The sequence below is a fragment of the Streptomyces sp. MnatMP-M17 genome (assembly GCF_900091995.1).
Taxonomy (GTDB): Bacteria; Actinomycetota; Actinomycetes; order Streptomycetales; family Streptomycetaceae; genus Streptomyces.
The window spans coordinates 1-1,465 of the sequence record NZ_FMDK01001232.1; the positions used below are offsets into that span (position 1 = coordinate 1).

General features: G+C 76.1%; 1 protein-coding gene and 1 pseudogene. Both read right to left on the reverse strand.

The window, feature by feature from the left end:
• Positions 1-671 (reverse strand): annotated as a pseudogene (locus GA0115259_RS38130) (hypothetical protein); the annotation flags it as partial.
• Between the two features lie 30 nt (positions 672-701).
• On the reverse strand, positions 702-1,465 hold a 764-nt coding region (locus tag GA0115259_RS40970; RefSeq protein WP_161230631.1), incomplete at its 5' end, for an IclR family transcriptional regulator.

The window sequence follows — 1,465 nt, forward strand, 5'->3', positions numbered from 1 at the left end:
GAGGGGGAGATCCCGGCGGTGGCGGCTACGGCGGGCACGCCCAGCAGTTGGGAGGCGTTCAGCTCCGGCGCGTGCAGGGTGATGACGCACGCGCTCAGCGGCCGGCCGCCGGTCTCGGTCTGCCGTTCGGCCCACACGGCGAGGTCATCGGGCCAGTGCTCGGCGAGGGCCGGTTCGTCGGCGGCGATGTCGGCAGCGCGGTACGGGCGGGCCGGTGCGGCGTCCGGCCGCTCGGCACGGTAGGTGTCGGCGGTGATCGTGATGGCGCCCGGCACCGGCCGAGGACGGTAGGCGGCACGTTCGGGGTCCCAGGTCTGCCCGGGCCGGTGCCAGGTGGCCCCGTCCCACCAGTAGCCGCCGGCACGGTGCAGCAGGGCCCCGTCCCACCACTCGCGCAGTACGGCCGCCGCCTGGGAGAGGGGGTAGAGCAGGACGGACCGGCCGTGCACGGGGTGGTGGCGGACGCACCAGGCCAGCTCCGGACGGGCCGGGTCGGGCAGGTAGGCCCACCACTGGCCGTCGCTCCGGCCGTGGAAGTCGCCGGTGCTCAGCGCGGCGTCCTTCAGCCGGCTGCTCTGGCCGAGAGGGAGATGGGTGTCGTCGACGAACACGAGGCCGGGCAGGGGGTGGTCGGTGCTCAGTCCGTTGGCGAGGGGTCGGGCGGTGTGCATGGTGGTGCATCCCTTCCGGGTCGGCTCGGTTCAGGCGGTCTGGCGCAGGTCGGCGGTCCGGGACAGGCTGACGCGCGCGGCGGCGCGCCGCAGGAGGACGGCGTGCTCCTGCACGGTGAGCGGGTCGGCGAAGTCGGCAGGGCTCCCGGTGACGGTGAGGGTGGCGATGAGGGCACTGCCGCGCTGAACGGGCGTGGCGAGGCTGTGGGTTGAAGCGGTGCGGCTGGCGGCGATCCTGCTGCCGGTGACGGCGCGGGCCAGGTGCTCGGGCAGGCGCAAGGGGCAGCCGTCGGCGTTGCTGGCCATCTGCGGCGGCAAGTAGGCCAGCGCGATGCGGCCGGCGGCCGTACGGGACAGGTCGCTGTGCAGCTGGGCGGCGTCGGCGCGCAGGGCCGCCTGGCGGCACAGCACCTCGACGAGGTCAAGGTGCAGGCCGGTGCCGGGGCGCCAGCCCGGCTCGTGCCAGGCCACGGCCAGCCCGGTCTCCTGGTGCAGGCGGTGCAGCGCCTCGGTGATCGCCGGGGTTGCCGGCCGGACGGGGGCCGGGCCGAACAGGGCGGTGGCGTCGCGGGTCAGCCGGTAGGTGCCGTAGCGGCCGCCGTGCTCGGCGAAGTGCTCCTCGACCGCGGTCAGCAGCAGGCGCGAGGCATGGCCGGGGCGCAGACCTGCGGTGCGGGCGATGTCGGCGACCTGGTGCTCGGCATCGGCGCCGAGCTGGACCAGGGCGCGGACGACGCGGGCGAAGGCGCGGGCCGAGCGGTTGGGCTGGGCAGCGGACAGCGCGGCCGCGGGCG